This window comes from Pantoea sp. 1B4 (genome assembly GCF_016925765.1).
In the GTDB taxonomy this organism is placed as follows: domain Bacteria; phylum Pseudomonadota; class Gammaproteobacteria; order Enterobacterales; family Enterobacteriaceae; genus Pantoea; species Pantoea agglomerans.
Genome location: NZ_JAEUWZ010000001.1, coordinates 142,921 through 161,347, shown reverse-complemented (window position 1 = coordinate 161,347; position 18,427 = coordinate 142,921). Strand labels below are relative to the sequence as shown.

Here is an 18,427-nt window from a genome sequence, read left to right as displayed (position 1 = left end):
CGTGCAGCCACGGCTGACTCAGGCATCAAACCAGCTGTTCTGACGCCAGTGCTTACGCCAGATGAGCCACAGCGACAGGCCGCGCAGCGCCAGGAAAACCGTGACCGCCAGCCACAGACCATGGTTACCTAACACCGGTACGCTAAGCAGCGTCAGAAAATAGCCGGCTGCGGCTACTACCATGCTGTTACGCATCTCGCGCCCGCGCGTCGCCCCGATGAACATGCCATCCAGCAGATAACACCAGACGCCGATCAGCGGCATTATCATCTGCCAGACCAGATAGCGGTCCGCTGTCTGCTGGAGTGACTGAAGAGAGGTCAGCAGGGTAACGATCTGCGGGCCAAAAATGGCATAGATCAGCGAGAAGAACAGCGCCACCACCACCGCCTGCCGACAGGCAGAGTGCCAGACGCGCAGGAGCTTGCTGCCATCTTTTGCACCATGCGCCTCACCCGCAAAAGCTTCAACCGCATAGGCAAAGCCATCCAGCGCGTAAGCCGTAAAAGTGATGAACATCAGTAATACTGCGTTAACCGCCACCACATCCGGACCCAGCCGGGCACCCAGTACGGTCAGCGAGGCGAAACAGAGCTGCAGCATCAGAGAGCGCAGCATGATGTCCCGGTTCAGTCGCAGCAGCCGGCCGCTGTCACCGCGCCAGCTCTGCTTCAGCAGGCTAAGCGTAATTCCGCGCAGTTTTAACACCCGCCAGACCATGATGCTGCCGACAACAAGCGTAATGTATTCCGCCAGCGCCGTGGCGGTTGCCGCCCCCGCGACACCCCAGTGCAGCCCCATCACCAGCCAGAGATCGAGCACGATGTTAACCAGGTTGCCCACCACCAGCAGGATCACCGGCGCGCGTGCATACTGCACGCCCAGCAGCCAGCCCAGAATGACCAGGTTTGCCAGCGTGGCAGGCGCACTGAGCCAGCGAATCTGAATAAACAGTGCCGCCTGTTCGAGTACATCGGGATTGCCGCCAACCAGATGGGTCGACAGCTGAATAATCGGATAACGCAAAGCGATGAACAGTACGCCCGCCAGCAGCGCAATGATCAGCGGCTGAGTCAGCGCGCGTGCCAGCGCCATTTTATCGCCAGCGCCAAATGCCTGCGCCGTAAGGCCAGTGGTACTCATTCGAAGGAAAAGCAGCAGCATAAAGAGGAAGCTGGTCACTGTAGTCCCGACCGCAACCCCGCCAAGATAGACAGGGCTGTCGAGATGACCAATTACTGCAGTATCGACCACTCCCAGTAAGGGAACGGTGATATTTGAAAGGATCATCGGCAGCGCAAGCCGCCAGAGATTTTTATCGGTTGCCGTAATAAAGCGCATTCGCCGTTCCGTGCTCAGTGTCGCTGCGCAAAAGAGGCAGCGGCAAAATTAGGGCAGACAGAATAGCATCAGAGAAGGCGAATGCACGCTGGCAGAAGAATCAGAGCCACTCGCCGTTGCGCACCACGCCAACAGCCAGACCTTCTATGGTCAGTGACTGCGCACGGGTATCGACAACAATCGGGTCAAAATCGCTGTTTTCCGGCAGCAGATGCACGATAGCACCCTGCTTTTTCCAGCGCTTAACGGTGACTTCATCATCAATGCGGGCAACCACAACCTGGCCGTTACGCACATCCTGGGTTTTATGCACCGCGAGCAGGTCGCCATCCATAATCCCGATATCTTTCATCGACATTCCGCTGACGCGCAGCAGGAAGTCAGCAGACGGCTTAAACAGGCCCGGATCGACCTTGTAGTGGGTTTCGATATGTTCCTGCGCCATGATCGGCTCACCGGCAGCAACCCGGCCAATCAGCGGTAGCCCTTCTGAGGCTTCTTCTTCCATTAACAGTCGAATGCCGCGCGATGCACCGGAAACGATCTCGATGACGCCTTTGCGCGCCAGCGCTTTCAGATGCTCTTCTGCCGCGTTCGGCGAACGGAAGCCCAGCTGCGCGGCGATCTCGGCACGCGTAGGCGGCATGCCCGTTGAAGAAATATGGTCGCGAATCAGGTCATAGACCTGCTGCTGCCTGCTGGTTAATGCTTTCATCCCGCCCCCTGGTTGTTTATACAGTCGCTGTGAGTATATACAGGTATTGGTGAAATGGAAACCGATTGTCAGGGAAAACGCGCCCTCAGACGCGTTATGGAAGGCTTATCGCAAATGTGTCCAGAGCAGCGCGATCCAGACGAAGAGTGCCAGTAAGATGCTGATCAGCACTGCCGCCGAGCCCATGTCTTTTGCCCGGCCCGCCAGCGGATGATGCTCCTGACCGATGCGGTCGACCACTGCTTCAATGGCGCTATTGAGGATTTCAACAATGACCACCAGCACCACCGCCCCAATCATGAGGATGCGGGAGACCACATCGACATCCAGCCAGCACGCGATAACAATAGCGGCCAGCGCAGCCAGCGCTTCCTGCCGAAACGCCGCTTCATGTTGCCAGGCGGCACGAAGCCCCTGCCATGAGTAACCTGCAGCTTTTACTATTCTGATAAGTCCGGTGGCATTATTTGCCATGATGTGGGAACCCTTTCATCGGATTGACGTCAATGTCTGGGCTGCGTGCAATTGGCACCACCACAGATCTTCGCTGCGCTTTCTGGTATGCTTGCGGCGCTTTGCTAACAAGAGGCTTCATGTTGTCTATGTCAGGTTGGCGTAAACTCTATTACAAACTGCTTAATTTACCACTGTCGTTTTTGGTAAAAAGTAAGGCCATTCCGGCCGATCCCGTGTCTGAACATGGTCTGGATCCGACCCGACCTATTATGTATGTTTTGCCTTACGATTCGAAGGCCGACTTACTGACTTTACGCGCACAGTGTCTGCGGCATCATCTGCCCGACCCGCTCACTCCGCTGGAGATTGATGGTTCTCTGCTGCCGCGCCACGTCTTTATCCACAATGGCCCACGCGTCTTCCCCTATTTTGTGCCCAGCGTTGAATCCGTGAAAATCTTTCACGATTACCTGGACCTGCATCGCAATAACCCTAAGCTGGATATTCAGATGCTGCCGGTCACGGTGATGTTTGGCCGCGCACCAGGACGTGAAGTCCAGGGCGAAGCAACGCCACACCTGCGGGTGCTGAACGGGGTGCAGAAGTTCTTTGCGGTGATCTGGCACGGGCGCGACAGTTTTGTCCGCTTCTCGCCGACGGTGTCGCTGCGCCGCATGGCAACTGAACACGGTACGGATCAGTCGATCGCCCAGAAGCTGGCTCGCGTGGCGCGCATTCATTTTGCCCGCCAGCGGCTGGCGGCGATTGGCCCGCGCTTGCCGGCGCGTCAGGATCTGTTTACTCGTCTGCTGCAATCCAAAGCGATTGAAAAAGCAGTAGAAGATGAAGCTCGCAGCAAAAAAATCTCCCATGAGAAAGCGCAGCAGAATGCCGTCGAGATGATGGAGGAGATTGCGGCAAACTTCTCCTATGAAGCCATCCGCGTAACTGACCGCGTGATGGGCTGGCTCTGGAGTCGGCTCTATCAGGGCATCAACGTCAATGGCGGCGAAAAAGTTCGCCAGCTGGCGCAGGATGGCCACGAGATTGTCTATGTGCCGTGCCATCGCAGCCACATGGATTATCTGCTGCTCTCCTATGTGCTCTATCATCAGGGTCTGGTGCCGCCGCACATCGCAGCCGGTATCAATCTCAACTTCTGGCCAGCCGGCCCGATTTTCCGTCGCCTGGGCGCTTTCTTTATTCGTCGTACCTTTAAAGGCAACAAGCTCTACGCCACGGTATTCCGCGAATATCTCGGCGAGCTATTCACCCGCGGCTATTCGGTTGAGTACTTTGTCGAAGGAGGCCGTTCACGAACCGGTCGCCTGCTGGACCCTAAAACGGGCACCTTAGCCATGACGCTGCAGGCGATGCTGCGCGGCGGAAATCGCCCCATCACGCTGGTGCCGATCTATATCGGCTATGAGCACGTGATGGAAGTGGGCACTTACGCTAAAGAGCTGCGCGGCGCGGCGAAAGAGAAAGAGGGCTTCATGCAGATGGTGCGCGGCTTACGCAAGCTGCGCAATCTCGGTCAGGGTTACGTGAACTTTGGCGAACCCCTGCCGCTGGTCAACTATCTCAATAAGCGGGTGCCGGAATGGCGCGATGCCATCGATCCGATTGAGCCACAGCGTCCCAGCTGGTTAACCCCAACCGTCAACGATATTGCTGCCAGCCTGATGGTGCGTATCAATGAAGCGGGCGCGGCTAACGCCATGAACCTCTGTGTCACCGCCCTGCTGGCGTCACGTCAGCGCTCACTAACCCGTGAACAGCTGATTGAACAACTGGAGTGCTACACCCAGTTGCTGCGCAACGTGCCTTACTCGCCAAATGCGACCGTACCCGATCTTTCAGCGGAAGCACTGCTGGATCACGCCATGGGTATGAATAAGTTTGAGAGTGAAAAGGACAGCATTGGCGACATCATCATTCTGCCGCGTGAGCAGGCGGTGCTGATGACCTACTATCGCAACAATATTCATCACATGCTGGTGATGCCGTCGCTGATTGCCGCCATTGTTCAGCAGCACCAGACGCTGAGCGAAGAAGAACTGCTGCGTCAGGTGAGCCTGATCTACCCGATGCTGAAGAGTGAGCTGTTCCTGCGCTGGCAGACCGATGAACTGCCGCAACTGCTGACCGAACTGAGTCAGGAGCTGGCGCGTCAGGGCCTGATTACGTTCGAAGCCGGTGAATTACGCTTTTCCTCAGCGCGCTATCGCACGCTACAACTGCTGGCCGCCGGTGTGCGTGAAACGCTGCAGCGTTATGCCATTACGTTCTCCATTCTCAGCGCCAAGCCGACGATTAACCGCGGCACGCTGGAGAAAGAGAGCCGGACGCTGGCACAGCGTCTGTCGGTGCTGCACGGTATCAATGCCCCGGAATTCTTCGACAAAGCGGTCTTTACCTCACTGGTCCTGACCCTGCGCGATGAAGGTTATATCAGCGACAGCGGTGATGCCGATGTTGCGCAGACCCTGGCGACCTGGCATATGCTGGCAGACCTGGTCACCAGCGATGTCCGCATGACGATTGAAACCGCTGTGGCGCACGACTGACCCCAGCGCGCATAGTAAAAAAGGCGACCTCATGAGGTCGCCTTTTTTTATAGGCCAGGTCTGGTCCGATTCGCTGTAAGACGGTGCCTGCTCAGGGAACATGGTCAGATCGGAAAGACGCAAAAGCGTCATCCCTGACTGCTCGGCCCGCGCCGTCCCTGCCGCGGGACGCTTTCCTCTTCTGCCCATGTTCCCTGCGCGTTGAGCTCATCCATTGCTGCCAGATTCATCCTCATCAGGTTTCGCGACCTCCCGGATCGCCTTTTTTATGTCTGGAAACTCTCTGTCAGAACAGCTGGCTGAACGGCGGGGTGTTCATCAGTACACCGAGGAACAGCACCATCCCGACATAGTTATTATTGAGAAAAGCCTGGAAACAGGGTTGCCGCTCGCGTCCGGCGATCAACTTCTGCTGATAAACAAACAGCGCGGCGGCCAGTAATAGCGTCCAGTAGAAGGCGCTGTTCAGATGCAGCATGAGGCCAACCAGCGCCATCAGCAACAGCGTCGCCAGTTGCAGCAGACCAATGATTAGCTTGTCGAAACGGCCAAAGAGAATCGCGGTCGACTTCACGCCAATCTTCAGGTCATCATCCCGATCCACCATCGCATACTGAGTGTCATAGGCGACCGTCCAGCAGATGTTGGCGATGAATACCAGCCAGCAGACCAGAGGTAAGGACTCACTAACTGCGGACCATGCCATGGGAATGGCCCAGCCAAAGGCGGCACCCAGCACTACCTGCGGCAGGTGGGTATAGCGCTTCATAAAGGGATAGACCCAGGCCAGCGCCAGCCCTACCACGGAGAGCATAATCGTCATCATGTTCATAGTCAGCACCAGCGCAAAAGCCGCCAGAGCCAGTATCACGAACAGCAGCTTAGCCTCTTTTGCACTCACCGCGCCGCTGGCCAGTGGCCGATGTTTCGTGCGTTCGACATGACCGTCTACTTTGCGATCGGCATAGTCATTGATCACACAACCGGCTGCACGCATCACGATGACCCCGGCAACAAACACCGCCAGCACCGGCAGCGGCGGAATCGCCATGTCAGCCAGCCATAATGCCCAGAGCGTTGGCCACATCAGCAGCAGCGTACCGATCGGCTTATCGATACGCATCAGGCGCGTGTAGGCCCGCCATTTATTTATACTTAAGCTATTTTGCACCACAGGATCCTCAGACCAGATCGCGATAGAGCGGCGATGCCGGTAAAAATAGTTCAGTCAGCAGCAGCGGTTTGCCGGAGAGACGCAGGCGTGAACGTCGTCCCCACAATCCCTCCACCTGCCCCGGCTCAATAAAATCGCGGGTCAGCGTTGAAGAGGAGAAGAGATAGCGACCCAGCGGCCGGGTGCCCAGCTGCTGCAGCATCGCTTCTGGCCCGTTAAGGGTGCTTTCCGGCACCAGCGTACGGCCAGCCAGCCAGGGCTGATCGTCGCCGAACAGCAACACTTCACGCAGCCAGAAGCGTTGATCGTCTGGCAACAAGCCCTTTTCATCACCCAACTCGCTGGCGTCGATAAAGCCTTCACGCAGCGGCTGAACCGTGACCCGCTGACAATGTTGTTCAAAACGGCGCGTCATTGAATCCTCCTCCATCAGCCAGTCGAGCAATGGCGGCGCAAGGGTTGCCTGCGACGGAGAAAGCCAGTTGAGCGCACGTAATAAGCTGAGCGCGTCTTGCGACATAGCACCACTCCCAATAATTTTCAGGACGCTAGTTTAGCGCAGAGACGCGATGCGAACACCTGCCGTCATGACAGACGGCAGGGAGATTACTCGCGTTTCAGGCGGTTGCTGTTTGCCAGCCACAGAGTGATTACCAGAATCAGAATCGCCGCAGAGTAACAGAGCGTATCGAAGGGATTTTTATGGTCGACGATAATCAGGCGGATAATTGCCGTGATACCGATATAGACAAAATAGCGCAGCGGAAAGTGATATCCCGACTGAAAGTACTTAACAATCAACGCAATAAATTCGAAGTAGAGGAAATAAATGACAATCCCCTCAATCAACAGATAGGAGGATGACTGCTCGCTGGTGTTAAACAGCACGTTTGCCAGATGGATAGTTTCTTTGCCTAAAAAGACGATCAGGATGATCGCCAGACTCAGCAGACCCAGATTCAGCACCCATTGCAGTACCGTTGCAAGGTGGCGGGCCAAAGGATTTTTGTCACTCATGTTGCGCCTTAAAAAAAGGAGTTGTTAGCGCGCGGTATCATGCGCGAGTGTGACGCAAATCACAATAACTCCTCAGGCCTCCACATCAACACAGAGCGCATCGTAACGCCAGTATTCACAGTCGCAATCAATCACCTCTTTTTGCTGGTTGCGATTGATGCGGGTGATCAACAAACCGGGGCTGCCCGGTGCCACATTCAGCATGGGTGCGGCGACCTCCGGCAGCGGGCCGGGCAGGATGGTGAAGCGCGCGCCGCCGTAACGAATGCCGTAGCGCTGGTCATAGAGATCGGTCAGTGAGCGGGTCAAATCTTCATCAAGCAGACCAGGGAAAAAACGCGGATTGAGGTAGTGTTCAACATAGAGCACCGCGCGCCCGTCGATGCGCCGCAGGCGGCGGATGCAGTAAACCGACGAACCGGAGGCCAGCCGCAGCGCTGTCGCCACGCTGTCGTGTGCCGCGACCTGTTCGGCGGCGATGACCTCGGTAGCCGCCTGCCGTCCCTGCTCCATTGCCATGGCATGAAAGTGGCTGTGATGCAGCGGGTTATAGATCAGCCGCGGCGGTGCGATAAACCAGCCGCGACGCAGTTCCCGGTAGATCATCCCCTGGGCTTCCAGCTTGCCCAATGCTTCCCGAAGGGTAATCCGGGTCGTGCTGAACGCTTCGCTTAAGGCACGCTCCGCCGGCAGTCGCCCGGCGCTGAACTCTCCGGCCTGAATACGCGTCAGCAGGACGCTGGCGATCGCATCCGCCGTTTTGAGTGCTATCGACTCCACAACAGTAGCCTCATTTTGGTGCGACTCCGCACTCTTACTGTTCAGGTAAACGCGCCTGTGACAGGCGAACGGGTCACATCTTTCATCGCCCATCCCCCGCACAGCGCCGCCCTGTCATAAATCGTTCATATACAGGGGCTACATTGGCTCGGTTCTTGCTGGACTAGACCAGCCAGGCCCATCAACTTACACCCGGAGCAACTGAGATGAAAGCGTTTATCGCCTCTGTAGTAGCCAGTGCTGTAGTGCTCACCCTGCCCGTTGCGCAGGCCGCCGATAACGACCTTGCCGCACTGGAAAAAGCGGCACGCAGTGAAGGCCAGGTCAACAGCGTCGGGATGCCGGATAGCTGGGCTAACTGGAAAGATACCTGGAACGACATCAGCAGCAAATATGGCCTTAAGCACAGCGATACCGATATGTCATCGGCGCAGGAGCTGGCGAAATTCGATGCAGAAAAAGAGAACGCCAGCGCTGACATCGGTGACGTGGGTGCCGCCTTTGGCCCGATCGCTGTCGCTAAAGGTGTGACCCAGCCCTATAAACCCACTCACTGGGATCAGATTCCGGCCTGGGCTAAAGATAAAGATGGCCACTGGGCGCTGGCCTATACCGGCACCATCGCCTTTCTGATCGACAAGCAGCAGGTTAAAGATATCCCCCATAGCTGGGCCGATCTGAAAAAAGGTAAGTATGTGGTTACTATCGGTGACGTCGGCGTGGCAGCTCAGGCGGCCAACGGCGTACTGGCGGCAAACTACGCCTTAGGCGGCGATGAGAAGAACCTGAAACCGGCGCTGGCTTTCTTTGCCGATCTGGCTAAACAGGGTCGTCTTGGCGTTACCGATCCGGTGACTGCCAATATCGAAAAAGGCGAAGTGCAGATGGCGGTGGTGTGGGACTTTAACGCCCTGAACTACCGGGACCAGATCGACAAAAACCGCTACGAAGTGGTTATCCCGTCTGATGGCTCCGTGACCTCCGGCTACACCACCGTCATCAACAAATATGCGAAACACCCTAACGCCGCAAAACTGACGCGCGAATATATCTTCTCAGACCAGGGACAGATCAATCTGGCGAAGGGCTATGCCCGTCCGATCCGTGCTGAACATCTGACGCTGCCAGCGGACGTTCAGGCTCGCCTGCTGCCGCAATCAGAATATAAAAATGCCCGTCCGGTTAAGGATCAGGCTGCCTGGGATAAATCGTCGAAAATGCTGCCGCGCCTGTGGCAGGAAAACGTCATCATCAACATGCAGCAGTAATTCGCGGCAGGGAGAACGGAATGAAGACCATCCTGGTAGTGCTGGACGGCCTGAGCAATCAGGTCGCACAACATGCAATGGGTTACCTGCATGCCGAATGTTCGCAGGGCAACGGGTTTTATTACCGTATGACCTGTGAATTACCCTCGCTGTCACGCCCGCTTTATGAGTGCATTCTGACCGGTGTTCCGCCGGTCAGAAGCGGGATTATTCATAATGGCGTCAGCCGGTTAAGCCGCGAGCGCAGCGTCTTCCACTTTGCGCGAGCGGCGGGACTGACGACTGCGGCGGCGGCCTACCACTGGGTGAGTGAGCTTTATAACCGAACGCCGTTCGTTCCGGCGCGCGATCGTCACACTGACGCGCCGGACCTGCCCATTCAGTATGGCCATTTTTATTCTGATGATAGCTATCCCGACTCGCATCTGTTTGAAGATGCAGAGAGCCTGCGGCTGCGTCACGATCCCGATTTTCTGCTAATCCACCCGATGAACATCGACGATGCCGGTCATAAATCGGGCCTCTCCTCGCCACAGTACCGCAACCGGGCACGCATCGCCGACGGCCTGCTGTCGCAGTGGATGCCCTTGTGGCTGGCTGAGGGCTATCAGGTGATGGTGACCGCCGATCACGGCATGAATGACGATCGCTCCCACGGCGGCATTCTGCCGGAAGAGACCACAGTGCCGCTGTTTGTCTTTGGCCGGGCTTTCTCGCTGCAGCCTGACCTGGCACCGCAGCAGACCGATCTGTGCGGCACGCTGTGTGAACTGCTTGAGGTGGCGCATGACAAGCCGGTCTGTCGCGGGCTGCTGGCGGAGTCGAAGAGATGAGAGGAAAAGGAGTCGCGCTGCTGCTGCTGTTACCGTTCACCCTGTTCTGGGTCGCCTTTCAGCTGGCACCGCTGTTGTGGATCGCCATTAACAGCTTCTGGAGTGAGATGAACAGCCAGTGGGGCTGGGATAACTATCAGGACATTCTCACCTCGCCCTTCTACCAGCAGGCGTTTCGTTTTTCGCTGGATATCTCACTCTGGTCAAGCGTCTACGGCTTACTGATTGCACTGGTCACCGGCTATTCACTGCATCAGCTCGGCGGCGGGCGACTGCAGCGCTTTCTCATCGCTTTTACCAATATGACCAGCAACTTTGCCGGTGTCCCGCTGGCGTTTGCCTTTGTGATTCTGCTGGGGCTGAACGGCTGCCTGACATTGCTGTTGCGCCATTATGGTCTGATTGAGAGCTTCAGACTCTTCTCGCGCAACGGCATGGTGCTGGTCTACACCTGGTTCCAGATCCCGCTGGGCGTGCTGCTGCTCTACCCGGCGTTCGACGGGCTGAAGAAAGAGTGGCAGGAGTCCGCTGCGCTGCTGGGTGCCAGCCGCTGGCACTACTGGTGGCACATCGGCCTGCCGATTCTGTTTCCGGCGCTGCTCGGGACCTTTGTGATCCTGCTGGCAAATGCGCTGGGCGCTTACGCCACGATTTATGCCCTGACCACGGGTAATTTCAACGTGGTGCCGGTGCGCATTGCCGCGCTGGTCTCCGGCGATATCTCGCTGGATCCCAACACCGGTAGTACGCTGGCGATGCTGCTGGTGGCGATTATGGCGCTGATCACCCTGGTGCAGCAATATCTGGTGCGCCGTAGCTATCTCAATGCGAAACAGCCATGAAAGGAGCCGCCATGTCACGTGCTGAGCACCTCTATCACCGGATAATGGTCGGGTTACTCTTTACCCTGCTGGCACTGCCTTTACTGGCCACACTGCTTTATGCACTGTCGTCCGACTGGAGTAACACCATTCTGCCACAGGGCTATAGCCTGAAGTGGTTCATCCAGCTCTGGAGCGACCCGCGATTTCTGACGGCGCTGAGCCATTCGCTGCTGATTTGCCTGGGTGCGCTTCTGTTCTCGCTGGTGCTGGTGCTGCCTGCCATGTTTGTAATCGCTTACTATTTTCCTCGACTGGATGCGGTGATGAACGTCCTGATCCTGATGCCTTTCGCCGTGCCGCCGGTGGTGTCGTCAGTGGGATTACTGCAACTCTACTCTTCGTCACCGCTGATGCTGACCGGCACGCCGTGGATCTTAATCGGCTGTTATTTCACTATCGCGTTACCCTTTATCTACCGGGCGCTGGCGAACAATATGCAGGCGATCAACCTCAAAGAGCTGATTGATGCCGCGCAGTTGCTGGGTGCCAGCACCTGGCAGGCGGCGCTGTGGGTCGTGCTGCCCAACCTGCGCAAAGGGATGCTGATTGCCGTGCTGCTCTCTTTCTCCTTCCTGATTGGCGAATTTGTCTTCGCTAACCTGCTGGTCGGCAACCGCTATGAAACCCTGCAGGTTTACCTCTTCAACATGCGTAACGGCAGCGGTCACTTCACCAGCGCGCTGGTGATCTCCTACTTCTTTGTGGTGCTGCTGGTTACCTGGCTGGCCAACGCCCTGAATCCCGAACGAGGCTGAATATGAGTTACCTTGAGGTCAGAGAGCTGAACAAGTCCTATGGACCCACGCCCATTTTTGAGCAGATCGATTTCAGCGCCGCTGAAGGGGAATTTGTCACCCTGCTCGGCCCCAGCGGCTGCGGTAAATCGACGCTGCTGCGTTGTCTGGCGGGATTAACCGGCGTCGACAGCGGTGAAATCAGGCTGGAGGGCAAAGATATCGTGCCGCTGGCCCCGCAGAAGCGCGCCATCGGTATGGTGTTTCAGAGCTATGCGCTGTTTCCCAACATGACGGTAGAGAAGAACGTCGCATTTGGCCTGAAGATGCAGAAACTGCCCGAAGCGCAGATTCGCCAGCGGGTGCTGGAGGTGCTGGAGCTGGTTGAACTCAATGATTATGCGCGCCGTTATCCGCACCAGTTGTCAGGCGGGCAGTGTCAGCGCGTGGCACTGGCTCGTTCGCTGGTGACGCGTCCGCGTCTGCTGCTGCTGGATGAACCGCTGTCGGCGCTGGATGCGCGTATTCGCCGCCATCTGCGCGATCAAATCCGGCGCATCCAGCGCGAGCTGAATCTCACTACCCTGTTCGTCACCCACGATCAGGAGGAGGCGCTGACGCTCTCCGATCGTATCGTGCTGATGAACCGGGGAAAAATCGTGCAGAACGGCGATGCCGAAGCGCTCTATACCCAACCGGTCGATCTCTTCGCCGCCGGATTTATTGGCAACTATAACCTGCTGAGCGCTGAGCAGGCGACGCGACTGACCGGTCAGCCTTTCCACAGCCAGGTGGCCATTCGCCCGGAATCAATGCTGTTCACCGCGCCGGGCCAGGGCATTCCTGCGGAAATCCTCAGCCACAGCCTGCTGGGCAACGTGATCCGCTATCGTATCCGGGCGCATGATGTGGAACTTTCGGTTGATGTGCTTAACCGATCGGCGGCGGATTTGCATCCCGCTGGCAGGAAGATTGGTCTACAATTGGAGATGTCGACTTTGCGCCAGGTGGCTTAAAACACAGGAAAAAATCACGCATAGCACGGCAATCCCCTTCACAGATTGCTCTCTTCCGTCAGGCTGGCAGTCTGTGCTTTAAGCCTGACATTCGAGGAGCGACACCACGTGTTAACCCTGCTTAATTTACTCTCTGCGGTGGCCCTGCTGGTCTGGGGCACGCATATCGTACGAACCGGCATCATGCGGGTCTACGGTGCCGATCTGCGCCGCGTCCTGAGTCGCAGCATAGAAAAAAACCGATGGCGTTTCTGGCGGGCATTGGCGTGACCACGCTGGTGCAGAGCAGCAACGCCACCACGCTGCTGGTAACCTCTTTTGTGGCGCAGAATCTGGTCAGCCTGACGCCCGCGCTGGTGGTGATTCTTGGCGCGGATGTCGGCACCGCGATTATGGCGCGTATCCTGACATTTGATCTCTCCTGGCTCTCACCGCTGTTTATCTTCTTTGGCGTGGTGTTCTTCCTCAGCCGCAAGCAGACCCGTGTGGGTCAGTTAGGCCGGGCCAGTATCGGCCTGGGCCTGATATTGCTGGCGCTGCAGCTGATTGTCGAAGCGGCTCGCCCGATTACCCAGGCCGCCGGTGTCCAGGTGCTTTTCTCCAGCCTGACCGGCGACGTGATGCTCGATGCGCTGCTGGGTGCGGTGTTCGCCATCATCAGTTACTCCAGCCTGGCCGCGGTGCTGATCACCGCGACGCTCACCGCCACCGGCGTGATTTCGTTTAAGGTGGCGCTCTGTCTGGTGATTGGTGCCAATCTCGGTAGCGGCCTGCTGGCGATGATCAACGCCAGCGGCTCGAATGCTGCGGGCAAGCGCGTGGCGCTCGGCAGCCTGCTGTTCAAGCTGATCGGCTGTGTGTTCATCCTGCCGTTTGTCGATATTGTGGCGGAGTGGCTGGATAAGCTGCCGGTCAACGATGAAGAGTTAGTGATTTTCTTCCATGTGTTTTACAACCTGATCCGCTGCGTGGCGATGGTGCCGTTTGCTGACCTGATGGCGCGCCTCTGTCGCCGTATGATTGCCGACGACGTGGATAACGCGCTGCACCTCAAGCCGAAGCACCTCGATCGCAGCGCGCTGGATACGCCGGCGCTGGCGCTGGTGAATGCCGCCCGCGAAGCGTTGCGCATGGGTGACGTGCTGGAGCAGATGCTGGAGGCGTTTAATAAAGTGGTGCATGGCGAATCCCGCGAGGAACGCACGGTGCGCAGACTGGATGATGATGTCGATGTGCTCTATACCGCCATCAAACTCTATCTGGCGCGGATGCCAAAAGAGGACCTCCCCGAAGAGGACTCGCGTCGCTGGGGCGAAATCATTGAAATGTCGCTTAATCTGGAGCAGGCCGGGGACATCATCGAGCGGATGAGCGGCGATGTCGCTGACAAATCGCTGGCAGCGGGCCGCGCGTTCTCTGCCGAGGGATTAAAAGAGCTGCAGGAGCTGCATGAGCTGCTGATCGCTAACCTCAGAATGAGCCTGTCGGTGTTTCTGTCACACGATATCACCAGTGCTAAACGTCTGCGCCGCGCTAAACATCGCTTCCGTCTGATGATCCGCCGCTACTCTCATGCGCATGTTGACCGCCTGCACCAGAAGAACGTGCAGAGTATTGAGACCAGTTCGCTGCATCTCGGTTTACTGGGCGACATGAAGCGCCTGAATTCACTGTTTTGTAGTGTGGCCTACACGGTGCTGGAACAGCCCGACGATGAACGTGACTATGAATAAAACTGAGCGGAGTGAATAACCTGCCGCGCCGGAGCGGCGATCGTCCGGCGCGGCAGCAGTGAGATGCGGCGCAGTGCAATAATGCGCCGCCACTGTTACTTCTTCTTAATCGGCTTTCCTGACCAGTAACCCGCCAGCAGTGAACCTGACAGGTTGTGCCAAACCGAGAACAGCGCGCCTGGCAATGCCGCCAGCGGTGAGAAGTAGAGTTTGCCCAGCGTCGCCGCCAGACCGGAATTTTGCATGCCGACCTCCAGCGCCAGGGTACGGCAGGTTGACTCATCGAAGCCAAACAGCTTACCGCCCCAGTAGCCGCCAAGCAGGCCAATCGCGTTATGCAGGATCACCGCCGCGATCACCATCAGACCCACCGATCCAATAAAGGCCTGACTGCCCGCCACCACCGCACTGATGATCAGCAGAATACAGACCATCGAAAACGCAGGCAGCCAGGGTTCCACCCGGCGAACCACGCTGTTCATGCTGTGATGAATGATCAGTCCCAGGGAGATGGGGATCACGACGATCTTCACGATGCTCAGCAGCATGCCAGCCACATCAACCTGAATGTGGGTATCAACATAAAAGCGGGTTAACAGCGGCGTGGCGAATACACCCACCAGCGCAGAGACTGACGAGATCGTCACCGACAGCGCCACATCCCCCTTCGCCAGATAGATCATGACGTTGCTGGCGGTGCCGCTGGCAACTGAGCCGACCAGAATCATACCGGCAGCCAGATCGGGCGGCATATGAAACAGTTTTGCCAGTCCCCAGGCGGCTAACGGCATCACCAGATAGTGCAGAAAGGTTCCGGCAATCACCGGCGCAGGTCGGGTCAGGACCCGTTTAAAATCGTCGATATTCAGGGTCACACCCATGCCGAACATAATCAGCATCAGCAGATAAGTGACCCAGGGTCCGATGCCGAGAAACGTACCTGGAGAGTAATAAGCGGCGACAGACAACAGCACGGCCCAGAGCGGGAACAGGCGGGTTAACGTGGCGAGCATAGCCAGACTTCCTTATAAGAATGTTATGTTTTATGCAGATTTGCCATAGAGAGTCATCATGCAGGAACGACTGCCGTGATGAAGGCCGGATCATAACATTTCATTATCATGGCGTAAGGCGAAGATAGGTCGAGGCGGGAAAATGCGGATCGACTGCTGCCGATCCGCTGATTATTGACGAAATTACGCTGCTTTTTCCTCTAAACCGCGGTAGATCAAACCACCAATCACGGCACCGATAATCGGCATTAACCAGAACATCCACAGCTGAGAGATCGCCCACTCCCCCCTGGAACAGGGCTGCCGCGGTGCTGCGTGCCGGGTTAACCGAGGTATTCGTCACCGGAATGCTGATCAGATGAATCAGGGTTAACGCCAGGCCAATCGCAATAGGTGCAAAGCCTTTCGGCGCGCGCTCGCTGGTGGCACCCATGATCACAATCAGGAAGATAGCGGTCATCACTCCTTCGGCGATCATACCTGACTGCAGGCTGAAGCCGCCCGGCGAGTGTTCGCCGTAGCCATTTGCCGCAAAGCCGCTGGCCGCTGCACTGAAGTCGCCTTTACCGCTGGCGATCAGATAGAGCACCGCGCCAGCGACAATGCCGCCAGCCAGTTGCGCGATGATGTAAGGGATAGCCTGAGACGCGGGAAAACGTCCGCCTGCCACTAATCCCAGGGTCACCGCCGGGTTAAAGTGCCCGCCTGAGATGTGACCGACCGCATACGCCATGACCAGCACGCTCAGCCCGAAAGCCAGCGCCACGCCCATGAAGCCAATGCCCAGCTCCGGAAACGCAGCTGACAGCACGGCACTACCACAACCGCCGGCCACCAGTACGAAGGTACCCAGCGCCTCTGCGACTAACCTTTTCATGATATTTCCTAAATTTGGGTGAATTGATTCAGCGGCGGGATTATAAATCTGCGGAAAGGGAGCGCAATGCAGGTGCACGAAATGCGCAGAGAAAGGGATTGCCATTTGGCAATAACAGGCTGTAACTTTCTGTATTAATGGGATTTATCGGAAGTCGCGTGCCGGGGAGTAATGAGGGAGATATGAACCTTTTTTTGCCGCTTTTCAGGCCGCGCTGACGCGGCCTGAATGCCACAGAAGCCTACTCGAACAGATTGCGATGCAGCGTACGTACCACGCTTTCCGCATCGTTGCCCGGCACCAGGAAGCAGAGATTGTAGCTGCTGGCACCGTAGCAAATCATCCGCAGGTTGAACGGGTCGAGCACACCAAACACCTCTTTGCCGACGCCGCACGCTTTTGACAGCTGGTTGCCGATAATCGCCACCAGCGCCAGATCTTCTTCCACTTCAACCCGGCACAGCGACGAGAGTTCAGTCAGTAAAGCCTGGGTCAGCAGGCTGGCACTGGTTGAGGTCGATCCGGTGGTGTCGAGCGTAAGCGCCACGCTCACTTCAGAGGTGGTGATCAGGTCAACCGAGACGTTATGACGCGCCAGAATATTGAAGAGTTCAGCAAGAAAACCAAACGTATGCAGCATGTTAAGGCTGTGCAGCGTTAACAGCGTCTGCTTACGGCGTAGCGCCAGCGCCCGAAACAGCGGCGGGTTGCGGGTTTCATTGCAGACGCGGGTCCCACCGGCTGCCGGATCCTTGCTGGAACCGACGAATACCGGAATACCCCGGCGTACGGCGGGAAGCAGCGTCGCCGGGTGCAGCACTTTCGCACCGAACGTCGCCATTTCAGCGGCTTCTTCAAAAGTAATTTCATCAATACGCTTCGCCGTCGGCACCACGCGCGGATCGGTGGTGTAGATGCCCGGCACATCCGTCCAGATATCCACACGCGCCGCATTCAGCGCTTCGCCCAGCAGCGCGGCGGTGTAATCACTGCCGCCGCGACCCAGGGTGGTGGTGCGCCCTTCGCTTTCACTGCCGATGAACCCCTGAGTAATGACCAATGCCTGCTCAATGCGCGGCTGTAACTGCGCCGTCGCCTGCTCCGCCAGCACCTGTACATCCGGTACTGCCCGGCCAAAATGATCGTCGGTACGCATTACCTTGCGGACATCGAACCACTCCGCATTAACCTGGCGTTCACGCAGAATTTCCACAAACAGCAGTGATGACATCAGCTCACCGTGGCTGACCAGTTCATCGGTCAGGGCATTCGAGGTGGCCAGTGAGGCGGCTTCGGAAAGCATGCTGATATTGTCGATCATCCGATCGATTTCATCGCGGATCACTTCCGGACGCTGCAGGCGATCAACAATGGCGTACTGGATACGGCGGATATCATCAAGCAGCACAGCGCGCTGGGGAGCCTGCTGGCCTTCAGCCAGCGCAACCAGCAGATTAGTAATGCCCGCCGAAGCAGAGAGCACCACCAGACGCGTGCTGGCGTCCTGCAACACCACATCGGCGCTGCGGTTCATCGCTTCAAAATCGGCTACGCTGGTGCCGCCGAATTTTGCCACTATCAGTGTTTGAGACATGTAGGACCTCGTGTCAGGTTATCTTGTTCTCGCCGATGAAAGGGTCGAGAAACATTCTTTCAGCCAGGCACAAGGAAAGAGCAGAAACGGGCGGACAAGATCGGATAGACGAGTCACCCAGAAGCGCCCCACCTTGCGAAACGTCGACTGCAGACGTTTCTGGTGACAACCCAGAGGATTCAGCCCCTGTAGCCGACAGGCAGCACACCGCGTGCTGACCCACCTCGGCGTCGCTCCCCATCATGTGTTTTCACCGGATACGGTTCCTCCAACACACTGCCTGGGCGACGCGCCTCTTCTGGCTTGCGCACAGGTGCGCAAGTAGGCGCATAGATCTAGCCTTTTCTGGACCTGCTGTCAATGTCAGCGATGCCCGGAGCGCCGCATCAGAAAACAAATGACTCTGCGTCGCAGCGGCTACA

At 57.2% G+C, this 18,427-nt stretch carries 15 protein-coding genes, 2 pseudogenes and 1 riboswitch; of the genes and pseudogenes, 7 read left to right on the top strand and 10 right to left on the bottom strand.

Going from position 1 to position 18,427, the window contains the following annotated elements:
* Positions 1–18 precede the first annotated feature (18 nt).
* From dinF to JNO11_RS00720, 3 genes are all read right to left on the bottom strand, one after another.
* Entirely contained in the window at positions 19–1,341 is a 1,323-nt protein-coding gene (dinF, locus tag JNO11_RS00730; protein ID WP_010672211.1) for an MATE family efflux transporter DinF, read from the bottom strand.
* A gap of 100 nt (positions 1,342–1,441) precedes the next feature.
* Positions 1,442–2,056 carry a transcriptional repressor LexA gene (lexA, locus tag JNO11_RS00725; RefSeq protein WP_010252231.1) on the bottom strand — a complete coding sequence of 205 codons (615 nt, stop codon included), beginning with the start codon at positions 2,054–2,056 and terminating at the stop codon, positions 1,442–1,444.
* A 105-nt stretch (positions 2,057–2,161) separates the two neighbouring features.
* Positions 2,162–2,530 carry a diacylglycerol kinase gene (locus JNO11_RS00720; protein ID WP_010252234.1) on the bottom strand — a complete coding sequence of 123 codons (369 nt, stop codon included), beginning with the start codon at positions 2,528–2,530 and terminating at the stop codon, positions 2,162–2,164.
* A gap of 128 nt (positions 2,531–2,658) precedes the next feature.
* On the opposite strand from JNO11_RS00720, the gene plsB reads away from it, so the two are divergent.
* Positions 2,659–5,082, top strand: coding sequence for a glycerol-3-phosphate 1-O-acyltransferase PlsB (gene plsB, locus JNO11_RS00715; protein ID WP_325177630.1), 2,424 nt, complete (start codon positions 2,659–2,661; stop codon positions 5,080–5,082).
* A 286-nt stretch (positions 5,083–5,368) separates the two neighbouring features.
* On the opposite strand, the gene ubiA is transcribed toward plsB, so the two are convergent.
* From ubiA to JNO11_RS00695, 4 genes are all read right to left on the bottom strand, one after another.
* Positions 5,369–6,253 carry a 4-hydroxybenzoate octaprenyltransferase gene (gene ubiA / locus JNO11_RS00710; RefSeq protein ID WP_022625214.1) on the bottom strand — a complete coding sequence of 295 codons (885 nt, stop codon included), beginning with the start codon at positions 6,251–6,253 and terminating at the stop codon, positions 5,369–5,371.
* A 10-nt stretch (positions 6,254–6,263) separates the two neighbouring features.
* A complete protein-coding gene (gene ubiC / locus JNO11_RS00705; RefSeq protein WP_010252243.1) occupies positions 6,264–6,776 on the bottom strand; it encodes a chorismate lyase in 513 nt (170 codons plus the stop codon).
* 86 nt (positions 6,777–6,862) lie between these two features.
* Entirely contained in the window at positions 6,863–7,273 is a 411-nt protein-coding gene (gene psiE, locus JNO11_RS00700) for a phosphate-starvation-inducible protein PsiE (RefSeq protein WP_010252246.1), read from the bottom strand.
* A gap of 72 nt (positions 7,274–7,345) precedes the next feature.
* Positions 7,346–8,053, bottom strand: coding sequence for a UTRA domain-containing protein (locus JNO11_RS00695; RefSeq protein WP_022625213.1), 708 nt, complete (start codon positions 8,051–8,053; stop codon positions 7,346–7,348).
* A 206-nt stretch (positions 8,054–8,259) separates the two neighbouring features.
* On the opposite strand from JNO11_RS00695, the gene JNO11_RS00690 reads away from it, so the two are divergent.
* From JNO11_RS00690 to JNO11_RS00665, 6 genes and pseudogenes are all read left to right on the top strand, one after another.
* Positions 8,260–9,321: an extracellular solute-binding protein gene (locus tag JNO11_RS00690; RefSeq protein WP_325176817.1), complete on the top strand. Its 1,062-nt coding sequence runs from the start codon at positions 8,260–8,262 to the stop codon at positions 9,319–9,321.
* A gap of 20 nt (positions 9,322–9,341) precedes the next feature.
* A complete protein-coding gene (locus JNO11_RS00685; protein WP_311973497.1) occupies positions 9,342–10,154 on the top strand; it encodes an alkaline phosphatase family protein in 813 nt (270 codons plus the stop codon).
* The gene (locus tag JNO11_RS00680) at positions 10,151–10,996 is read left to right on the top strand and encodes an ABC transporter permease subunit (RefSeq protein ID WP_325176816.1); all 846 of its coding nucleotides are present in this window, start codon (positions 10,151–10,153) and stop codon (positions 10,994–10,996) included. The genes JNO11_RS00685 and JNO11_RS00680 overlap by 4 nt, the downstream gene beginning before the upstream one ends.
* Positions 10,997–11,007: 11 nt before the next feature.
* Positions 11,008–11,793: an ABC transporter permease gene (locus JNO11_RS00675; protein ID WP_010672205.1), complete on the top strand. Its 786-nt coding sequence runs from the start codon at positions 11,008–11,010 to the stop codon at positions 11,791–11,793.
* A gap of 2 nt (positions 11,794–11,795) precedes the next feature.
* The gene (locus JNO11_RS00670; RefSeq protein ID WP_010252646.1) at positions 11,796–12,788 is read left to right on the top strand and encodes an ABC transporter ATP-binding protein; all 993 of its coding nucleotides are present in this window, start codon (positions 11,796–11,798) and stop codon (positions 12,786–12,788) included.
* A gap of 108 nt (positions 12,789–12,896) precedes the next feature.
* Positions 12,897–14,521, top strand: a pseudogene (locus tag JNO11_RS00665) (Na/Pi cotransporter family protein).
* Positions 14,522–14,616: 95 nt separating this feature from the next.
* Here JNO11_RS00665 and panS read toward each other — a convergent pair.
* The 3 genes and pseudogenes from panS to lysC all read right to left on the bottom strand — a co-directional run bounded on the left by panS (position 14,617) and on the right by lysC (position 18,005).
* On the bottom strand, positions 14,617–15,534 hold the full coding sequence (gene panS / locus JNO11_RS00660; protein WP_010252655.1) for a ketopantoate/pantoate/pantothenate transporter PanS: 918 nt from the start codon (positions 15,532–15,534) through the stop codon (positions 14,617–14,619).
* A 183-nt stretch (positions 15,535–15,717) separates the two neighbouring features.
* Positions 15,718–16,414 (bottom strand): annotated as a pseudogene (gene aqpZ, locus JNO11_RS00655) (aquaporin Z).
* Between the two features lie 238 nt (positions 16,415–16,652).
* The gene (lysC, locus tag JNO11_RS00650; protein ID WP_022625207.1) at positions 16,653–18,005 is read right to left on the bottom strand and encodes a lysine-sensitive aspartokinase 3; all 1,353 of its coding nucleotides are present in this window, start codon (positions 18,003–18,005) and stop codon (positions 16,653–16,655) included.
* A gap of 113 nt (positions 18,006–18,118) precedes the next feature.
* Positions 18,119–18,311, bottom strand: a riboswitch (Lysine riboswitch).
* Positions 18,312–18,427: the final 116 nt, after the last annotated feature.